This window comes from Paenisporosarcina antarctica (genome assembly GCF_004367585.1).
Taxonomy (GTDB): Bacteria; Bacillota; Bacilli; order Bacillales_A; family Planococcaceae; genus Paenisporosarcina; species Paenisporosarcina antarctica.
On sequence record NZ_CP038015.1, the window covers coordinates 334,989 to 351,889 of the forward strand.

The 16,901-nt window shown below is 37.3% G+C and carries 15 protein-coding genes; 12 read left to right on the forward strand and 3 right to left on the reverse strand.

Features of this window, described 5'->3' with window-relative positions; translation table 11 throughout:
- Nucleotides 1-83 precede the first annotated feature (83 nt).
- Nucleotides 84-1,355, forward strand: coding sequence for a GTPase HflX (hflX, locus tag E2636_RS01720; RefSeq protein ID WP_134208431.1), 1,272 nt, complete (start codon nt 84-86; stop codon nt 1,353-1,355).
- Between the two features lie 48 nt (nt 1,356-1,403).
- Here the strand turns inward: hflX and E2636_RS01725 are convergent, their stop codons facing one another.
- Nucleotides 1,404-3,122, reverse strand: coding sequence for an ABC transporter ATP-binding protein (locus E2636_RS01725; RefSeq protein WP_134208433.1), 1,719 nt, complete (start codon nt 3,120-3,122; stop codon nt 1,404-1,406).
- Between the two features lie 259 nt (nt 3,123-3,381).
- On the opposite strand from E2636_RS01725, the gene E2636_RS01730 reads away from it, so the two are divergent.
- The 6 genes from E2636_RS01730 (at nt 3,382) to E2636_RS01755 (ending at nt 10,633) form a co-directional block, all read left to right on the forward strand.
- The gene (locus E2636_RS01730; protein WP_134208435.1) at nt 3,382-4,869 is read left to right on the forward strand and encodes a peptide MFS transporter; all 1,488 of its coding nucleotides are present in this window, start codon (nt 3,382-3,384) and stop codon (nt 4,867-4,869) included.
- Between the two features lie 1,094 nt (nt 4,870-5,963).
- The gene (locus E2636_RS01735; RefSeq protein ID WP_134208437.1) at nt 5,964-6,821 is read left to right on the forward strand and encodes a DUF6612 family protein; all 858 of its coding nucleotides are present in this window, start codon (nt 5,964-5,966) and stop codon (nt 6,819-6,821) included.
- 190 nt (nt 6,822-7,011) lie between these two features.
- Nucleotides 7,012-7,962, forward strand: a complete 951-nt coding sequence (locus E2636_RS01740) for an ABC transporter permease (protein ID WP_134208439.1) — start codon at nt 7,012-7,014, stop codon at nt 7,960-7,962.
- Nucleotides 7,955-8,911 carry an iron chelate uptake ABC transporter family permease subunit gene (locus E2636_RS01745; RefSeq protein ID WP_134208441.1) on the forward strand — a complete coding sequence of 319 codons (957 nt, stop codon included), beginning with the start codon at nt 7,955-7,957 and terminating at the stop codon, nt 8,909-8,911. The genes E2636_RS01740 and E2636_RS01745 overlap by 8 nt, the downstream gene beginning before the upstream one ends.
- Entirely contained in the window at nt 8,908-9,687 is a 780-nt protein-coding gene (locus E2636_RS01750; RefSeq protein ID WP_134208443.1) for an iron ABC transporter ATP-binding protein, read from the forward strand. Before E2636_RS01745 ends, E2636_RS01750 begins: the two co-directional genes overlap by 4 nt.
- A 1-nt stretch (nt 9,688) precedes the next feature.
- Nucleotides 9,689-10,633, forward strand: coding sequence for a siderophore ABC transporter substrate-binding protein (locus E2636_RS01755; RefSeq protein ID WP_134208445.1), 945 nt, complete (start codon nt 9,689-9,691; stop codon nt 10,631-10,633).
- A 65-nt stretch (nt 10,634-10,698) separates the two neighbouring features.
- Here E2636_RS01755 and E2636_RS01760 read toward each other — a convergent pair whose 3' ends face one another.
- The gene (locus E2636_RS01760) at nt 10,699-11,043 is read right to left on the reverse strand and encodes a YflT domain-containing protein (protein WP_017382082.1); all 345 of its coding nucleotides are present in this window, start codon (nt 11,041-11,043) and stop codon (nt 10,699-10,701) included.
- A 175-nt stretch (nt 11,044-11,218) separates the two neighbouring features.
- Here E2636_RS01760 and E2636_RS01765 point away from each other — a divergent pair, with 175 nt between their 5' ends.
- The 5 genes from E2636_RS01765 to E2636_RS01790 all read left to right on the forward strand — a co-directional run bounded on the left by E2636_RS01765 (nt 11,219) and on the right by E2636_RS01790 (nt 16,232).
- Nucleotides 11,219-11,839 carry a phosphatase PAP2 family protein gene (locus E2636_RS01765; protein WP_134208447.1) on the forward strand — a complete coding sequence of 207 codons (621 nt, stop codon included), beginning with the start codon at nt 11,219-11,221 and terminating at the stop codon, nt 11,837-11,839.
- Between the two features lie 305 nt (nt 11,840-12,144).
- Nucleotides 12,145-12,954 (forward strand): zinc transporter ZupT, encoded by an 810-nt coding sequence (zupT, locus tag E2636_RS01770; RefSeq protein WP_134208449.1) that lies wholly within the window; start codon nt 12,145-12,147, stop codon nt 12,952-12,954.
- A 1,022-nt stretch (nt 12,955-13,976) separates the two neighbouring features.
- Nucleotides 13,977-15,194 (forward strand): MFS transporter, encoded by a 1,218-nt coding sequence (locus E2636_RS01780; protein ID WP_134208453.1) that lies wholly within the window; start codon nt 13,977-13,979, stop codon nt 15,192-15,194.
- Nucleotides 15,195-15,334: 140 nt separating this feature from the next.
- The gene (locus E2636_RS01785) at nt 15,335-15,706 is read left to right on the forward strand and encodes a VOC family protein (protein ID WP_134208454.1); all 372 of its coding nucleotides are present in this window, start codon (nt 15,335-15,337) and stop codon (nt 15,704-15,706) included.
- Nucleotides 15,696-16,232, forward strand: coding sequence for a P-loop NTPase family protein (locus E2636_RS01790; RefSeq protein ID WP_243840761.1), 537 nt, complete (start codon nt 15,696-15,698; stop codon nt 16,230-16,232). The genes E2636_RS01785 and E2636_RS01790 overlap by 11 nt, the downstream gene beginning before the upstream one ends.
- Nucleotides 16,233-16,248: 16 nt before the next feature.
- On the opposite strand, the gene E2636_RS01795 is transcribed toward E2636_RS01790, so the two are convergent.
- A complete protein-coding gene (locus E2636_RS01795; RefSeq protein WP_134208458.1) occupies nt 16,249-16,899 on the reverse strand; it encodes a class F sortase in 651 nt (216 codons plus the stop codon).
- Between the last annotated feature and the right edge of the window lie 2 nt (nt 16,900-16,901).

The following is a 16,901-nucleotide window of genomic DNA, read 5'->3' on the forward strand; positions in this document are numbered from 1 at the left end:
TAAAATAAAGATAAATCTAATTTGTGGAAAAATAAGCAATAATACAATTATCTCTCGGTTGCAACTATAGGAGGAATTGCTGCATGGACGAATTACTAGAACGCGCTATCATAGTTGGCGTTAATTTAAAAAAAGATAGACACTTTGAGTATGGTTTAGAAGAATTACACAACTTGGCAAATGCATTAAACGTAGAAGTTGTGGGGGAAGTCACTCAAAATTTAGACAAAGTGAATCATGCGCATTACGTAGGAAAAGGGAAAATAGATGAAATAAAAGCATTCTTTGAAGAAGCAGATGCAAATCTAGTTATTTTTAATGATGAACTATCCCCTTCTCAAATTCGGAACTTAGAAGAGGCGCTTGCATGTAAAGTCATAGACCGTACAATGTTGATTTTAGATATCTTTGCTCGTCGTGCAAAATCGAAAGAAGCACAAATGCAAGTGGAGTTAGCGCAACTTCAGTATATGTTACCGCGACTAGTTGGACTACATGCTTCTCTTGGTCGACAAGGAGGAGGTGCTGGTGGTGGTTTTCAGAACCGTGGTGCTGGTGAAACTAAACTAGAACTCGATCGTCGGAAGATTGAAGACCAAATTGCAAAACTTCGCCGAGACTTAGAGCATGTAAAAGATCAACGAGAAACACAAAGAAAACAACGCAAGAAAAATGAAATTCCTGTCGTATCGATTGTGGGCTACACGAATGCAGGTAAATCGACGATAATGAATCGCTTACTTACTAAAACTGGACAGATTGATGACAAGCAAGTGTTTGAGAAAGATATGTTATTCGCAACTCTAGAGACATCCGTTCGTCAAATTCGCTTGCCCGACCAAAAAGAATTTTTGCTCACTGATACAGTTGGGTTCGTAAGTAAGTTACCAACTCATTTAGTAAAAGCATTTCGATCTACATTAGAAGAAGCACGCGAAGCTAATCTACTTCTTCATGTTGTAGATGTTTCAAATGATGAATATCGCTATATGATGGATGTTACGAATGAAACATTGCAAGCAGTAGGTGTTGAAAATGTGTTGACAGTTGAGGTATACAACAAATCTGACTTAGCTGATTTGAACTATCCGAATGTTAGCGGAAATAACATCTGGATTTCTGCAAAAGAAGGTGCTGGATTAGACGAATTACTCGAATTGATTCGCACTCATATTTTTGCTGACTATAAGACATGTCGAATGCTTATCCCTTATGAACGTGGGGACGTGGTATCTTATTTAAATGACCAAGCATCTGTTCACACCTCTGAGTATGAAGAGGATGGTACATTATTAAAAGTCGAATTAAAACAAGCTGATTATGACCGTTACCAAGAGTTTGTTCTTGGAAAATAAGAAAACGCATTTCCGATTTTATCTCGGGAATGCGTTTTTTTCTTTTCTTTATACTTCTTGGTACTGAATGTTATGAAGTCGTGCGAACAAACCATCAGCTTTTACTAAGTCTGAATACGTACCATCCTCTGCAATCCCGTCTTTGGTAACAACTAGGACGCGGTCAGCATCCCGAATTGTTGCAAATCGGTGAGCGATAATAAGCGTTGTCCGATTTTCAGCAAGTTCTGCTAAAGATTGTTGAATGATTTTTTCGGTTTCTGTATCAAGAGCAGAAGTTGCCTCATCCAAAATTAGGATTGGTGGATTTTTCAAGAACATACGAGCGATTGCTAAACGTTGCTTTTGGCCACCTGATAATTTCAAGCCTCGTTCACCAATTTGTGTATCAAATCCATCAGAAAGTTCCGAAATGAATTCTTGTAAATGAGCTTTTCGAGCAGCCTCTAGTACTTCGTCATCTGTTGCCCCTTTTTTACCATAGGCAATATTCTCACGGACCGTTCCTGTGAACAAGAATACATCTTGTTGAACAATTCCGATTTGAGATCGTAAAGAGTGTTTTGTCATATCCCGAATATCTAGTCCATCTATTGAGATTGATCCTTTTGTTACATCATAAAATCTTGGGATCAATGAACAAATCGTTGTCTTACCAGCACCAGAAGGACCAACAAAGGCTACAGTTTCCCCAGCTTTCACCTTGAGATTAATACCTGAGAGTACTTTTTTGTGTTCATCATAACCGAAGTCCACATCATTAAACCAAATGTCACCGTTTAAATGATCAACCGTTTTTGCGTGTTCTCGATCCACGATTTCTGGATCTTGCTCAATTAAATCTAAGAATCGTCTGAAGCCAGCCATACCTTTTGGATAAAGTTCAAGTAGAGCACTTATCTTATCGACGGGTTTAATTAAAACATTTATAAATAAGACAAAGCTAACAAGCTCTCCATTCGTTAATTTATCGTTAATATTGAACCAGGCGCCAACAACCAATACGACCAATGTCATAAGACGAGTCATCATGTAAATACTGGAATGTGTTCCAGACATTACTTTGTAGGCGACCAGTTTAGCTAACCGGAACTGTCCATTGTCATGTTTAAAGCGATGGATTTCAAACTCTTCATTTGTGAAAGATTGAACAACACGAGCACCAGAAACACTGTCTTCTACTCGACCATTTACATCGGCAATTTTGATGTACATGTTCTTCCATGCTCGATTCATTTTAATATTACTAAATGCCACAAGTACTGTAAGGAATGGAACCATAATAATCGCAATGATAGCAAGCTCAGGATTGATGTTGTACATAATCACAAATGCACCAATAAACGTCATGATTGCGATAAAGAAGTCTTCAGGACCATGGTGGGCGAGCTCGCCAATGTCAAATAAATCGTTTGTAATACGGCTCATCACATGGCCAGTTTTGGTATTGTCAAAAAAACGGAAAGATTGGCGCTGTACATGAGTAAAGAGCTGTTCACGCATGTCCGTTTCTATATTAATACCTAGCTTGTGTCCTAAGTAACTAACAATATATTGTAGTACGGTACTAATTAAATAAATGGCTAGTAACAGGACACTAACTGTGACAATCGTATCCCATTCTTCGGTTGGAAGTAATTCGTCAATAAACCATTGAACAGCTAATGGGAAAGCCAACTCTAAAATAGCCACGATAATAGCACTGCTGAAGTCGATTATAAACAATCGTCTATGTGGACGATAATACGAAAAGAATTTTTTTATCATTAAGTTTCTCCTTGATGTTTTGATATAAGAATTATAGCCGAAATATCCAAAACACGACATAAAAACTTCTAAACTCGAAGGATTTTAAAGTATTTCAAGTTCCGAATGTTTTTTGACAATTAAAAGATGGAACGTTAAACTGTTAAAGTTGTCTTTATACTGATATAGCAATTAAACCTTTATTATCAGTATATTTTGTACATTCTACATAAAAAAGGAATGTGTATTTCTTAAAATTTAAAAGAAAGAAGTGAAAAATATGGCGACAAGAGAAGAGATTGTAAAGTCCGTTCCTCAAAAAGGATTCTTTGGACATCCAAAAGGCTTATTAAGCTTATTCTTTACAGAGTTTTGGGAGCGTTTTTCATACTACGGTATGCGCGCAATCTTGCTCTACTATATGTACTATGAACTAAATCAAGGCGGACTTGGTTTAGAACAATCTACTGCAAACTCGATTATGGCAGTATACGGGTCACTTGTATATATGTCCGGGATTATCGGAGGATGGATTGCTGACAGATTACTTGGAACGACCAAAACCGTATTTTACGGTGGTATAGCCATCATGTTAGGCCACGTTGCTTTGTCGTTACCGGGTGGAATAAATACATTGTTCATATCGATGGCATTTATCATCATTGGTACAGGTTTATTAAAACCTAATATTTCAAGTATTGTCGGAGAAATGTATTCAGATAACGATGTCCGTCGTGACTCTGGTTTCAGTATTTTCTACATGGGAATCAACATGGGTGCATTTATCGCACCATTAGTAGTAGGTACAATTGGCCTTAAATATAACTTCCATTTAGGCTTTGGTATTGCTGCAGTTGGTATGTTATTAGGATTAATCGTCTTTATGATTACCAAAAAGAAATACCTTGGTTTAGCTGGTTCATATGTGCCGAACCCCATTGCAAAAGGTGAGCGTAAGAAAATTTTCGGACGTTTGGCAATTGCTCTACTTGCCATTATTATTATTGGTTTTATTTTAATTCAAACTGGAGTTATGACAATTAATGTATTTACGATGATTGTGTCAATTTTAGGTATTGTAATTCCTACGATTTACTTTATCGTAATGTACCGAAGTGCCAAAACAAATGCAGATGAGAAATCACGTGTTCTTGCGTATATCCCACTATTTATCTCGGCTATGGTATTTTGGGCGATAGCAGAACAGGGTGCCATTATTTTAGCTCAATATGCAGACCAGCGAACAGACTTAACGATTGGATCTTGGACAATATCTCCAGCTTGGTTCCAATCTTTAAACCCTCTATTCATTATTGCAATTGCGCCAGTATTCGCATGGCTTTGGGTACGTCTTGCTGAAAGACAACCATCTACACCGAAGAAATTTGCGTTAGGTTTATTCTTTGCAGGTATGTCATTCTTAGTGATGATTATCCCAGCTTACCTATATGGAACCGAAACATTAGTTAGTCCATATTGGTTAGTGTTAAGTTTCTTCCTAGTAGTAATTGGTGAATTACTTCTTTCTCCAGTTGGTTTATCAGTAACAACAAAACTAGCACCGGGTGCATTTGCTGCCCAAACGATGAGTTTGTGGTTCTTAACAAATGCTTCTGCACAAGCAATTAATGCTCAAGTTGTAAAATTGTACAGCCCTGAAAATGAGATCATCTATTTTGGTGTCATCGGTGGGATTGCATTAGTAATCGGTTTATTGCTGTATTTATTTGCTTCAAAAATCGAAAACCTTATGCGTGGAATACGTTAATAATAAAACACAAAGAGCTTACCGGATGATTCGTTTATCGGTAGGCTTTTTTGTGTTCTTTTACTATCCGGTTGTTTATCGTACATTTGCGCTAGCTGCACGTTCCGTATGAGCCAACATGAATGAAATCCACATACTTATTTGTCTCATTATTCAAAGAGTACCTCCTGTGGTTACTCGTCTCAAAAAACAGGGGCTGTCCTAAAAGTCATGAAATATGACTAAGGGCAGTTAATTTTTTATTGTTAGTAGAGGTTGATTTCCGTTGTAGTCGGACGCTTTCCGCGGGCGAGGTCGAGCCTCCTCGGTCGCAAAATGCTCCCTGTGGGGTCTCGACTGTCTCGCTTTTCCCGCTGGAAAGATATTGGACGAACTGTCATTCGTCCAATATCTTTGCGACGAGTAACCGCAGGAGCACATGTTTTCCTCGCCGCCTACCACTCCAATCAACCATTCATAAGTTCATCATGTGCAAAACAGAAAATTATAACTGTTTACAATTTCTAATTTAGATGCAAATAAAAGACTCATGTTTCTCCACTTATTTTATATTAGGACTTACTAGACATTATGGCCCCAAATACTTTCTTGCGGGATGCTAGACGCAAATGTCTGCTTCCTCTGTATTTAATATCAACAGAATGGATTACTAGCAAAAATAAATAAAGCAGAAAGAGGTCGAAATTGCATCTTCGACCGAACGTCTAACTAAAGAAACTTTCTAATCTTTAGTTAACCAAAATGTGTGCATTCAGGTTGCAAGGGAGCGAAGGACGCACACCCGTCGCAGGATGATCTGAAAAATAATTTGGTGAAGTGACGCAGTCACAAACCCAACTAGTTGTTCTTTAGATTATTGTGTGGCAGGTGTCGTGTCTGAAGCGGACTTGAAACCTGTCATTCTCAATTAATATCCATCTAGGTCTTGATTAATAAAAGTTTCCTCCTGCGGCAAGCTAAGCGTAAATTGTACTCATTTGTATGTTTAACAATATCGCTTACTATAAAAATTTTAAATATTACCAATTGAAACCTTTTAAGAGTAAACCCGTATTAATAGAAGAAAAGAAAATACAGGTAAAGGTGGAGATAACATGAATAAATGGAAGACACTCATGGTTGCTAGTGTTTTAACACTAGGTTTAGCCGCATGTAATTCAACTGCAACTCCTACTTCTGAAACGGCTAAAGATAAAACAAGCGAATTAACACTTAAGCAAGTTTTCGAAAAGTCTCTTGCGCAATCGGAATCTATTAAAAGCTTAAATGCAGATATTGAAATGGCGCAGTTCATCGAAGTGCCTTCGCAAAATGTCGAGATGAATACAGAAACTAAAATGACCATGGACATGCTTGTAGATCCTTTAAGTATGTACCAAAAAGGTACAACATCTACAACGGTTCCAGGGCAAGGTTCTTCTGCACAACCACAAGAAGTTGAGATTGAAAGTTATATGACAGAAGAGGGCTTCTTTATGAATCAAAGCATGTCGGAACAATGGTTGAAACTACCAACAGAAATGTTTGAGCAAATGATGGCAGTGTCTCAAAAGCAAGCAGATCCATCTCAGCAGTTGAAAGATTTAGAAGTGTTTATGGACGATTTTACGTTTGAACAAACAAAAGATATGTATATATTAAATTTGTCTGCATCAGGAGATAAATTTAATGAATTTATCAAGAAACAATTAACTGAAACAATGCCCGAAATGCAGCTAGACCAAGAAGAAATGCTGAAAGGCATGAATATAAAAAAAGTGGATTATGAAATATTCATTGATAAAGAAACCTTTAATACAACTGCTTTTAATATGATCTTGGAAATGAATGTAACGGTTGAAGGTGATGTAATGAAGATGTCTCAAAATATGAAATCTACTTTCAATAAATTTAATGAAATCGAACCGATTTCAGTGCCTCAGGAAGTAATAGATAGCGCACAAGAAATGTAAATTGACAGCCTTTCCAATTCGGGAAGGCTGTTTTTTATTGAGGAAAAATCCATTTCCGCTAAATGAAAATCATTTTCATTTAGCAGTTGACCTGGAAAATAATAGTGCTATAATTATTTTTAGAGTAAATGATAATGATTTTCATTACCATTTAGCGATTACTCTAAGTGTGTAGAATTGGGGAAATATAATGAAGAAAACCATATTAATCGTGGCGCTAGTCATATTATCAATTGGGTCATTGTTTGTTGGAGTTAGTTCCATAACACCAGCTGATTTAATCGATTTTAAATCAGAAGAAACACAAATCTTTCTGATTAGTCGACTACCACGCTTGGTCGCCATCCTACTTGCTGGTGCTGGAATGAGCATCGCTGGTTTAATTATGCAAAGTCTAAGTAGGAATAAGTTTGTTTCCCCAACGACTGCAGGAACGCTCGATGCAACACGTTTAGGTATTCTTGTATCGATGTTGCTTTTCACAAATGCATCGATGTTAGAAAAAATGACAGTAGCCTTTGTATTTGCGCTTGCCGGCACGTTTTTATTTATGCAAATACTTAATCGTATTAAGTTCAAGGACGCTATTTTTATTCCCCTAGTAGGTATGATGTTCGGAAATATTCTTTCGTCCATCGCTACTTTCTTTGCCTATAGAGCAGATGTAATTCAAAATATGTCTGCGTGGCTACAAGGTGACTTTTCTATGATGATGAAAGGTCGCTATGAGCTACTATATATAAGCATCCCAGTTCTAATTGTCGCTTATTTATTTGCAAACCGGTTTACTGTCGCGGGAATGGGTGAAGATTTTTCGGTGAATTTAGGTCTTCATTATAAAAGGATTGTAAATTTGGGTTTAATTTTAGTGGCTTTAATTACGGTGACAGTTGTTTTGACAGTTGGTGTTATTCCGTTTCTAGGGTTGATCATTCCAAATATTGTATCCATTTTTAAAGGAGATCATTTAGAAAAGACGTTGCCACATACCGCACTTCTTGGTGCACTTTTCTTATTGGTGTGTGACATATTGGGTCGAATTATCATTTTCCCTTATGAAATTCCTATTAGTTTAATGGTAGGAGTTATAGGCAGTGGGATTTTCCTTTACCTATTGTTCAGAAGGAGGGCCTATGCGTAATTCAACAAAGTTATTTATACTACTAGGTTTGTCCATCATTTTTGTGGGAGTATATTTATTTCAAGGTTTAAATGGAAGCTATGACTATGCGCTACCACGTCGTGGGATTAAGGTCCTTGCAATGGTCATAACCGGTTGTGCGATAGCTTACTCAACCGTGATTTTTCAAACGATTACACATAATCGTATATTGACTCCAAGCATTATGGGGTTAGACGCTTTATATTTGTTGTTACAAACTGTGCTTATCTTCTTTTTAGGGTCTGATCACATAACCATCGTTAACAAACAAGTGAATTTCATATTGTCAGTAATGGCGATGATTATTTTTGCGCTATTGTTGTACAGATTTTTGTTCAACAACAGTAAAGTCAATCAACCCATTTACTTTCTATTATTAATAGGCATTATTGTCGGTACATTTTTCTCAAGTATATCTACATTCCTGCAAGTTCTTATCGACCCGAATGAGTTTTCTATTGTTCAGGATCGAATGTTTGCAAGTTTTAACAATGTAAGTACCGATTTGGTTTGGTTAGCTCTCATTATCACGGCTATTGTATTTCTAATTGGGTGGCGTTCCATTCATTTTTTAGATGTACTTTCGTTAGGACGTGAGACGGCGATCAACCTTGGTGTTCCATATGAATCAATTGTTAAGAAGATGTTAGTCATTTCGGCGGTATTAATTGCTATTTCAACTGCATTAGTTGGTCCTATTACGTTTTTCGGCTTGATAGTGGCAAATTTATCCTATCAATTCTTTAAAAGTTATCGACATTCGATCCTTATAACAGGCGCGATGCTTATGAGTATAGTCGCCTTGGTTGGCGGACAATGGGTAGTCGAAAGAATATTTACTTTCTCCACAACACTTAGCGTCATTATCAACTTTATCGGCGGTGTTTATTTTATCTACTTACTATTAAAGGAGAGTAAATCTACATGATCCAAGTTAGAGATTTATCAAAACTTTATGGGAAAAAAGCTGTCGTCGATCAAGTGTCTATAGATATAGTTCCAGGCACCATCACATCGTTTATCGGACCTAATGGTGCTGGGAAATCTACTCTATTATCAATGATAAGTCGTTTGTTAGATGCTGATTCCGGAGAAGTGTTGCTCGATAAGAAGAATATCAAAAAGATTAAATCAGGTGAGTTGTCTAAAAGGGTTTCGATTTTAAAACAATCAAACCAGGTTAATGTCCGTTTGACTGTCAAAGAACTTGTGGGATTTGGGCGCTTTCCGTATTCAAAAGGTCGCTTAACTGAACAAGATATGATAAAAGTCAATGAAGCTTTAAGCTATATGGATTTGTGTGAACTAGAAGACTCTTATTTGGATGAATTATCTGGTGGACAGAGACAAAGAGCATACATAGCCATGGTAATTGTTCAAGATACGGATACGATCTTGCTTGATGAACCATTAAACAACTTAGATATGAAACATTCAGTGCAAATCATGAAAATTTTACGAAGATTAGTGGATGAACGAGGAAAAACAGTCGTAATCGTTTTGCACGATATTAACTTTGCTTCCGTCTATTCAGATCGAATTGTTGCTTTGAAAGACGGTAGAGTAATAAAAGATGGCCTAACAAACGATATCATTCAGTCAGATGCGTTAAAAGAAATTTATGATATGGATATTCATGTACAACAACTAAACAATTGTCGTATTTGTGTTTACTTTAATTCGACATTACAAGGAGAAGAATAAAATGAAAAAGTGGTCATTATTTATCATTACTACATTGATGTTAGTGGTATTAACAGCGTGTGGAAGTTCAGAAGAAGCTACCGAGAAAGTTTCGGCTTCAAAAGAAGAGCCAAAAACAGTAACAATAAAACATGAACTTGGTGAAGCGACAGTTCCAGTAAATCCAAAAAACGTAGTTGTTTTTGACTTCGGTGTGTTGGATACATTAGACGAATTAGGTGTTGAAGTTGCGGGTGTTCCTCAAGCATCTATACCTGACTATTTGGAAAAATATGCTGGTACAGAATACACAAATGTTGGAAGCTTAAAAGAAGCTGACTTTGAAGCTATTCACGAGATGAACCCAGACGTAATTTTCATATCAGGACGTCAAGCTGATATGTATGAAGAATTCGCTAAAATTGCTCCAACTATATATGTAGCAATAGATAACGAAAACTATATGCAATCATTTACTGAGAATATGGAAACAATAGCTTCTGTATTTGATAAAAAAGAAGAAATGGATGCAGAATTAGAATATGTTAATGCTTCAATTGAGGCTATTCATGAAAAAGCAGCAAATCTTGATCAAAAATCGTTAATCGTTATGAGCAATGAAGGAAAAGTAAGTGCATATGGACCAAGCTCTAGATTTGGGATTTTGCATGATGTGTTTGGCTTCAAAGCGGCAGACGAAGGGATTGAAACGTCAACTCATGGTCAAAATATTACGTTTGAGTATATTTTAGAAACGAATCCAGATATTTTATTCGTGATTGATCGTGATGCAGCTGTAAATGCGGATGCAAATGCCAAGGGTACAATTGAAAATGAACTTGTTAAAAAAACGAATGCATTTAAAAATGGTAATATTCATTACTTAAATCCTGGCCAATGGTACTTATCAGGTGGAGGTTTACAATCAGTTAAATTAATGGTGAAAGATGCAGAAGCTGCACTGTAAGCTTAATTTCATTTAATAAAAAAAGTAGCGGGCATATAAAATGCTCGCTACTTTTTTGGGAATTATTAGTACATAAATCCTACAGGTGAATTTTTCACAACTACAATTACTTTATGCTCGTCTAGCTTTTCTTCTAATTGCACTGCTTCTGGTTGACTAAATCCTAACTCTTCAAATTGTGCGCGAAGCTCGTCTCCTTTTTTACGGAAAACATTTGCAATCGATGTTCCTAATCCTTGTTCAGTAACACCAACTGTATTCGCATCTGCCATGTCAGCTACCTGATTTGTACGGTGATTTTCATGCGTAAGTACATAAATATCATCTTCATGAACACCTTTAGTTTTAATATCTTGAATCCCAAGTATGGCTTCTTCATCAGTTACATATTCTTTATACATTACCGTCATTTTAAAATCCTCCTTTAAATCGTTTATATTCTGACACGTTAGTACTCTACCACTGGAGGAATGAATTAAACGTAACTCATTTGATTTGAAACGAAAGTCATAGTCATTCGACAAATTCCAGGAAATTAGTAGAAGGAATATGATAAGATTATTATAAATAAGGAGCGTGAATGTCGTGAAGAAATGGTTTTATTCGTTGGCTATTTTGATGCTCATCGGCTTTATTGCCTTATATTTTAGTTTTACTTATGAAGAAATGATTGAGTTTGATGAAAAAATAGGAAAAGCACTGATTGGAAATGAATTTATTCGTTTCTTCCATTATATTGGCGAACCTATGTGGATTGGTTCTGCAGCAATTTTATTGATTTTATATTTAGCATTTAGAAGAGGTAACCACCGTGGCGTGTTATTTGTGTTATTTACGGTAGCTGGTGGAAATTTATTGAATCATACCTTAAAGGAATGGGTGCAAAGGGTACGCCCAGATATTCCTCACCAACTAACTAGTTTTAGTTTTCCTTCGGCTCATGCAATGGTTGGCTTATTGTACTTATTTACGTATGCTTATTTATTAACCGAAAGTCAAATGTCTATGAAACGACGTATTGCAATTTGGCTTAGTGCAATTGTGCTAACGTTACTAGTGGGCTTATCACGTATTGCTGGAAATCATCATTATGGTACGGACGTGGTAGCTGGCTGGATGTGCGGCTATGCTTTCTTCGTTGTAGTGGTGGTATGGTATGAATGGCGAAATCGCAACTTCAAAAAAAGAATAATCCAACCAGAATAGACGGAAGCTTACGCTATTTACTACGTAGGATTCTTTTTTGAAAGAAAAGAACGTATATAAATTTAGAGTGCCATGAACCCGTGTTCATGGCATTTTTATTGTATCAATATGAACATTGTTATATGTATTTTCTGGTGAGAATAATTATTGGCAAGTGGGAGAAAGAACCTGTTCAAGATATAGAAAACATTCTCTTGTACAAAGAGACTGTTGAATTCATGACTTCAAAGTTGAAGATATTTGTGTAACTGAAACTTTTCTCATAAAATAAATTTAACAGATGGATAGAGAAAGAAGATGGGGAAATGGATGGAAATGTACTATTTGCATTAGCATTAACACTCTTTGCAGGTTTAGCAACAGGTATTGGAAGTTTATTAGCTTTAGTAACTAAACGAACAAACACCAAATTTTTATCGTTAGCACTAGGTTTTTCAGCAGGGGTCATGATTTACGTTTCAATGATTGAAATTTTTGTAAAAGCCAAAGATGCCTTAGTTAATGAATTAGGTTCTTCTCAAGGGTATTGGTTAACTGTTATCGGGTTCTTTAGTGGAATATTTTTAATTGCATTAATCGATAAATTATTGCCGAAATCTACTAATCCTCATGAAGTTAAAGGTGTGGAGGATATGGATAAACAACCATCTAATGACGAACATTCAAAATTAATGCGTATGGGTTTATTTACAGCGCTGGCGATAGGAATTCATAATTTCCCAGAAGGAATTGCAACGTTTGTCTCCGCCTTACAAGATCCTAATTTAGGGATTGCTATAGCTATTGCAGTAGCGATCCACAATGTACCTGAAGGAATTGCCGTTGCAGTGCCAATTTATTACGCAACTGGGGACCGTAAAAAAGCATTTAAATGGTCATTTTTATCTGGATTAGCAGAGCCTGTTGGTGCTGTTTTTGCTTTTTTAATATTAATGCCATTTTTAAATGATATAATGTTCGGTATGATTTTTGCCGGAGTGGCGGGTATTATGGTGTTTATTTCGTTAGATGAATTATTACCTGCTGCTCAAAGATACGATGAAGCGCATCTGTCTATTTATGGTGTAGTAGGTGGTATGGCTGTGATGGCACTAAGTTTGCTATTAATTGCGTAGAAGGAAAGTGCACGTTTCTTACATTGCTAAGGAACGTGCTTTTTAGCAAAATAAGAAAGTATATAAATTTGAAGTGCCATGAATCCAGTATTCCGGGTATTTTAAGGAGTAGGTTCTAGTATGATACCGCTGATTTGAGCTCCAGGCGGAAGCTTTCCAAGGGGCGGGCGGAGAGCCTCCTCAGGCCAACACGATGTTGGTCACAAAGGCGTTGTCACATGATGTGACGTTCTTAGACTTTGTTCCACTTATCGCTCCACTGCGGGGTCTCACCTGTCCCGCTAATCCCGTAGGAAAGATATTGGACGAACTGTTATTCGTCCAATATCTTTGCGACGAGTAACCGCAGGAGCACATGCTTTTTTCGCCTCCTTCCGCTTCAATCAAGTAAATGTTTTCGAATTGATCATAAAAGAAAATACAACTTAAAAAGAAGGGATTGCGGAACGGTGGTTTGCATGATGAACACTGAAATTCTGGTATTTTGAGCAAGTATTTCTCTTTTTAGAAATAGTGTAGAAGAAGTATTCCTGCTAGCTGTGTCGCTCAAGATTTCAAATAATTCTCACTAAAAATAGAATTCGTTGCAATGATGGATAAATTCACACTAGTTGATTGAAGCGCAGGTGGCGACTTCTGCGGGAAAAGCTTGAGCTGAAGACACCGCAGGAAAGATGCTGGCCAAAAGCCAGTGTCTTTGCGACGAGTAACCGCAGGAGCACATGTTTTCGCAGTGACGAGGAGACTGAAGCCAAGCCCGCGAAAAGCGTCCACCGTAGCGGAAATAAACGGGTATCTATGGTTACCCATCTTAAAGGACCGGGCGTACTTTGCCCGGTTTTTCTTATGTATCAAGCTCTCCAGGTTGTGTAAAATATCTCCAAACCATAGATTTGTTTCTTCTACCGTCGGGGTCGCTCAAATTGATTGCTAAGCCTTACGGTATTGCGTGTGTGTGTCTATACCACTATACTATTGTGTAAAGACAAATGATGACATGTGTCATGACAAGGAGATTATGTATGACTACCATAAAAGAAAAAGAAGTTAAGCCTTTAACACGTAATAAATTATTAGGGATAGCCGGGCTTGGATGGATGTTCGATGCGATGGATGTGGGAATTTTATCATTTGTTATCGCAGCTTTAGCTATTGAATGGAACTTATCTCCAGGTCAAATGGGTTGGATTGGCAGTGTAAATTCTTTTGGTATGGCAATAGGCGCACTTGTATTTGGTTTACTTGCCGATCGAGTTGGTCGTAAGCGTGTATTTATAATTACGCTGGTCCTATTCTCTGTGGCAAGTGGACTTTCTGCATTTTCCACAACTCTGGCTATCTTTTTGATATTTAGATTTTTTGTAGGGATGGGTCTAGGTGGAGAACTTCCTGTGGCGTCAACTCTTGTAGCGGAAAGTGTGGAAGCGAAAGAACGTGGTCGGATCGTAGTGTTGCTAGAAAGTTTTTGGGCAGCAGGATGGTTAATAGCTGCATTAATTTCATATTTCATCATTCCAGATTATGGCTGGAGAGTTGCTCTTATTATTACGGCTTTACCAGCATTTTATGCTATTTATTTACGATTAAAATTACCCGATTCACCTCAGTTTACTGCAAAAAAAGTGCGAAATCGTACGTATGGACAAAACATTAAAGCGCTATGGTCAAAAGCATATGCTAAGCCAACGTTAATGTTATGGATTTTGTGGTTTACTGTTGTATTCTCTTATTACGGCATGTTTTTATGGTTGCCGAGTGTCATGGTGTTTAAAGGTTTTGACTTAATTACAAGTTTTAAATATGTTCTTATTATGACATTTGCTCAGTTACCTGGATATTTTACAGCTGCTTGGTTAATTGAAAAAGCCGGACGTAAATTTGTGCTAGTCACATATTTACTAGGAACAGCAGCAAGTGCATTTGCGTTTGGTAATGCTGAAACAACGATGTCACTTATTATATTTGGCGCTTTCTTGTCCTTCTTTAATCTTGGTGCATGGGGAGCATTATACGCGTATACACCTGAACAATATCCTTCAGTTATTCGAGCTACTGGAGCGGGAATGGCAGCTTCTATTGGGCGAATTGGTGGTATTTTAGGACCTTTATTAGTTGGGACACTTGTAATGAGAGGTTATGACATTGGATTGATTTTCAGTATTTTCTGTGTTGCCATAGTTATAGGTGTACTAGCTGTTGTTATTCTAGGAGTAGAAACGAAACAAAAAGAATTAGAATAATGGTATTCCAAGACTCTCTTATTACGGAGAGTCTTTTTTATTCGCCGTTTATTCAGAATTTTCAATATTCTATAGCGAATGCTCTGATTTCTTGTTAAAATGAAACTACTAACTTTAAGTGGAAAGGGAGAGATTCAACTATGTTCAAGAGAATTGATACGGTGTTTTTACCTGTGCAAGATATGTATCGTTCGATTAAATGGTTTGAAGAAAAGTGTGGATTTTCATTGAGATGGCATGATGAGAAAAATGGTTATGCTGCCATGGATATCGGGGACGGGGAAACCGCCTTTACACTCGTCAGAAATCCACAAATGGGTACAATTAAACCATCAGAGCATGAGTGGTTCAATTTGCATACAACTGATATCCATGCAACACATCAAAGTATGTTAGATGCTGGAGTAGAAGCAACGCCTGTAGAAAGTGGCGGTAATGTTGAATTTTATCAATTTAAAGATCTGGACGGGAATACGATTGGAGTTTGTTCCTTTGAAGAAGATGCAGCATAAACATAGGCGAATATTAATTGTGGGGTCAGGAGGTGCAGGGAAATCTACGTTATCACGCCGACTTGGGGAACAATGGGATTTACCGATAGTTCATTTAGATGCGCTGTTTTGGCAGCCAGGGTGGAATCCATCACCACGGCCTGAGTTTAATGAGAAAGTGAAAGGCGAACTAGAGAAACCTGAGTGGATCATAGATGGAAATTATGATTCCACTATTAAAGTGCGAGCGCAATATGCAGACCTCATCATTTATCTTGATTTTTCAAATATAGTTTGTTTATATCGCGCGTGTAAGCGTGCATGGATATACCGTGGGACAACCCGCCCTGATATGGGGGTAAATTGTCCTGAGAAAATTGATTGGGAGTTCGCTCAATGGATTTGGCGTTATCCAAAAGATGCAAGACCAGGAATGTTAGACATTTTAACTAACGTCCAAACTGATGTCATTATGTTCAAATCACCTAAAGAAGTGAAACAGTGGCTTCTAAATATCACAACAAAAAAGAGTGAACCATCCATTTAAGGAAGATTCACTCTTTTTATGCTGTTTTTAAAGTGGTGTAAACAACAAGTCGGTCTTCGTAAAATGAACCATCTTTATTGTATTCACCTGTACATGTGATGAGGTTTAATCTACTACCATTGCTAAATCCGAAAATCTCTCTAAGGGGAGATTCATCAAACGGGTAAATTTCAATCTTATTAACAACAAAAACGAGTTCTGATCCGTCTTCACCAGTAACTAGAATTTCATCGCCGTTTTTTAATTTTCCAATATCATAAAACACGGCAGGTCCATTTTTTCCGTCAACATGTCCTGCAATAACTGAGTTCCCAGGTTGACCTGGTTTATAGCCATTTTCGAACCAACCAGTCGACACAACATCATTGGGTACATCCATATCTCCATTTTCAAGCAATCCAGATGGACTAACTGTAGCATCCACATTAATAGCAGGAATCTGAAGACGAGAAGGAACAATACCTTGTCTTTCATCTTTTATGAGTTTAGAAGCAGTTAGTTTGCTATCACTTAAGGCTAAGTCTGGTTTTTGTGTAGAATCGGAGACTTCCTCACTGGAAGCCTCTTGCTTTTCTACAGTGGCCTCTGGTTCTGATGCTGCTTCTTGTGCTTGGCAAGCCGAGAGAAGCAGCGAGAGACCTAGAATGCTACTAAGTAATTTCTTCAAGT

Bases quoted from the DNA above. Each gene is read 5' to 3' on its own strand.
- hflX (WP_134208431.1), top strand. From the start codon at position 84: ATGGACGAATTACTAGAACGCGCTATCATAGTTGGCGTTAATTTAAAA.
- E2636_RS01725 (WP_134208433.1), bottom strand. From the start codon at position 3,122: ATGATAAAAAAATTCTTTTCGTATTATCGTCCACATAGACGATTGTTT.
- E2636_RS01730 (WP_134208435.1), top strand. From the start codon at position 3,382: ATGGCGACAAGAGAAGAGATTGTAAAGTCCGTTCCTCAAAAAGGATTC.
- E2636_RS01735 (WP_134208437.1), top strand. From the start codon at position 5,964: ATGAATAAATGGAAGACACTCATGGTTGCTAGTGTTTTAACACTAGGT.
- E2636_RS01740 (WP_134208439.1), top strand. From the start codon at position 7,012: ATGAAGAAAACCATATTAATCGTGGCGCTAGTCATATTATCAATTGGG.
- E2636_RS01745 (WP_134208441.1), top strand. From the start codon at position 7,955: ATGCGTAATTCAACAAAGTTATTTATACTACTAGGTTTGTCCATCATT.
- E2636_RS01750 (WP_134208443.1), top strand. From the start codon at position 8,908: ATGATCCAAGTTAGAGATTTATCAAAACTTTATGGGAAAAAAGCTGTC.
- E2636_RS01755 (WP_134208445.1), top strand. From the start codon at position 9,689: ATGAAAAAGTGGTCATTATTTATCATTACTACATTGATGTTAGTGGTA.
- E2636_RS01760 (WP_017382082.1), bottom strand. From the start codon at position 11,043: ATGACGGTAATGTATAAAGAATATGTAACTGATGAAGAAGCCATACTT.
- zupT (WP_134208449.1), top strand. From the start codon at position 12,145: ATGGATGGAAATGTACTATTTGCATTAGCATTAACACTCTTTGCAGGT.
- E2636_RS01780 (WP_134208453.1), top strand. From the start codon at position 13,977: ATGACTACCATAAAAGAAAAAGAAGTTAAGCCTTTAACACGTAATAAA.
- E2636_RS01785 (WP_134208454.1), top strand. From the start codon at position 15,335: ATGTTCAAGAGAATTGATACGGTGTTTTTACCTGTGCAAGATATGTAT.
- E2636_RS01790 (WP_243840761.1), top strand. From the start codon at position 15,696: ATGCAGCATAAACATAGGCGAATATTAATTGTGGGGTCAGGAGGTGCA.